This is a genomic window from Reinekea blandensis MED297, from assembly GCF_000153185.1.
Lineage (GTDB): Bacteria > Pseudomonadota > Gammaproteobacteria > Pseudomonadales > Natronospirillaceae > Reinekea > Reinekea blandensis.
The window spans coordinates 1-1,875 of the sequence record NZ_AAOE01000057.1 but is presented as its reverse complement, the minus strand read 5'-3'; the positions used below and the strand labels follow the sequence as shown (position 1 = coordinate 1,875).

General features: G+C 41.9%; 3 protein-coding genes. 1 reads left to right on the top strand and 2 read right to left on the bottom strand.

All coding sequences use genetic code 11. The annotated features are described in order from the left end of the window. Positions 1–5 precede the first annotated feature (5 nt). Both MED297_RS00215 and ygfZ read right to left on the bottom strand, forming a co-directional pair. On the bottom strand, positions 6–332 hold the full coding sequence (locus tag MED297_RS00215) for an aminoacyl-tRNA deacylase (protein ID WP_008041251.1): 327 nt from the start codon (positions 330–332) through the stop codon (positions 6–8). Beyond that, complete coding sequence (ygfZ, locus tag MED297_RS00210) at positions 322–1,305, bottom strand: tRNA-modifying protein YgfZ (RefSeq protein ID WP_006647190.1); 984 nt, start codon at positions 1,303–1,305, stop codon at positions 322–324. Before ygfZ ends, MED297_RS00215 begins: the two co-directional genes overlap by 11 nt. A 256-nt stretch (positions 1,306–1,561) precedes the next feature. Here ygfZ and MED297_RS00205 point away from each other — a divergent pair, with 256 nt between their 5' ends. Next, a complete protein-coding gene (locus tag MED297_RS00205) occupies positions 1,562–1,762 on the top strand; it encodes an FAD assembly factor SdhE (RefSeq protein ID WP_050762834.1) in 201 nt (66 codons plus the stop codon). Positions 1,763–1,875: the final 113 nt, after the last annotated feature.

Here is a 1,875-nt window from a genome sequence, read left to right as displayed (position 1 = left end):
GCGTTTCAGCCTAATGGCGCAACAGTACCAATGACCAAACCTGTGATTTTTTCAACATCAGAAGCATCAGCACAGGTCATACGACGACAACCAAATAGCTCACGGACTTTCTTAGGATCAACAGCATTCGGGCCTGGTACACAAGCTAAAATATGAAACCCTGCCATATCTTTGAGCAAAATGGATTTGACCAGTTGCTTTGGGTCAACACCGCGTTCTTGAGCCGCTTCTTCAATGGTTTTCGCTGGTTTGCTATGGTGAAGAAGGCGAAAATCAACCCCTTCTTCTTCAAGAAAACGGGTAACAGCAGTATCGATAGAATTATGCGTCATCGTCTAAAGCGTAAGGTAATGGATTTTTTTCCCAGATAGCATCTGGTTGTGATGCAAATCGAAATTGTGCATCGTCATCGAGATCGTTTGGTAATACTACTAAGGCTAACGCTTGTTGATCATTAAATTGGTAGCCAGTGATAACCGTACCACCTTTACGCCAGTTTTCACCGACGCTACGTTCAAGTGCATCACCTGCCTGTGGGCATTGTGTGGATTCACCGCTCACGATGTACATCGCGCGTTTGTTGATACCACGGTATTTTGCACGGGCAACCGTTTCTTGACCGGTATAACACCCTTTCTTAAAGCTAATCCCGTTAACGGCCTGAAGGTTCATCGCTTGTGGAATAAACTCAAGTTCAGTTGCTGCTTCAACACGGGGGAGTACAGCTTTAATATCGTATAAGTTCCACAACGCAGTGTCGGTTAGGGTCGCGTTAGCAGCAAAGTGTTGAGCGACAGCTTCAGCATGCTCCATTGGCGTGATAATAAACCAACGTAAGTTATCTACTTTTACAGCGGTTGCTGTGTCGTTATGACGGACATCATCACTACCTGTAAAGTAGTTATCAATCGCGCTTTGAGCTTGTTCACCACTAAGACCAAAGATTACGTCAGTTGATTGATTGATGTCGGTTTTAGAGAAAACAGCGTATTTTTTTAGCTCAGGGATCTGGGTTGCCATGACAGTTTGGCGTTGAAGATAACCATAGCCATTGTCGATATGGAAAATACGGATTACAGTACGCATTTTACCTTTTGCATCACAATGTGCTGCTAATGTTGATTTACTCGCTTCTAGTGATACAAGATCACACGTTAACTGACCTTGTAAATAGGCTTTACTGTCGGCACCAATTAACGTGACCATTCCCCAGTCATCAAGCTTACTTAATGCTAAAGCTGGAAGAGGATCTTGCGATGATAAAGCAAGGGGGGAAAACGTTAGATTTGTTGACCAAGTACTCATATCTCTGTCCACAGAATGTTGTCATTATTACGACATGGTATACCAAGTAAATAAAATAATTAACCATCGTCTCGCTGTGGGAATCAAGCAAGAGTCATTGAAAGGGGATTTATCGTTTTAATGTCTCATCTTTAATGATTGCTTGTTTAAGCGCATGGTCGGGAAGTGATGTCACTGCTACTATAAATAGCTGTTTCTCTTTGTTTTAAATCTACAGCATTAAATAGGTTTTTAGTTCTAGTTATCGAGGTTAAATATGTTAAGCGCGGAAGATAAAGCACGAGTTAAATGGGCATGCCGACGTGGAATGCTAGAGTTAGATGTGATTATTATGCCGTTTTTTGAAGAGCGTTTTGATGAACTATCAGAGCAACAGCAGCAAGACTTTATTAATCTATTAACCTGTGATGATCCTGATCTTTTTACATGGGTGATGAACACGGCCGCAGTGAAATGAAGCTCATGCTATATGGTGGATATGATGTGCTCACACACAGTAAATTACGTGGATCTTAATTATCCCATCTAATTACACTAGCACATAACGGTAGCTACTGGTGTGGCTATACT

Bases quoted from the DNA above. Each gene is read 5' to 3' on its own strand.
- ygfZ (WP_006647190.1), bottom strand. From the start codon at position 1,305: ATGAGTACTTGGTCAACAAATCTAACGTTTTCCCCCCTTGCTTTATCA.
- MED297_RS00215 (WP_008041251.1), bottom strand. From the start codon at position 332: ATGACGCATAATTCTATCGATACTGCTGTTACCCGTTTTCTTGAAGAA.
- MED297_RS00205 (WP_050762834.1), top strand. From the start codon at position 1,562: ATGTTAAGCGCGGAAGATAAAGCACGAGTTAAATGGGCATGCCGACGT.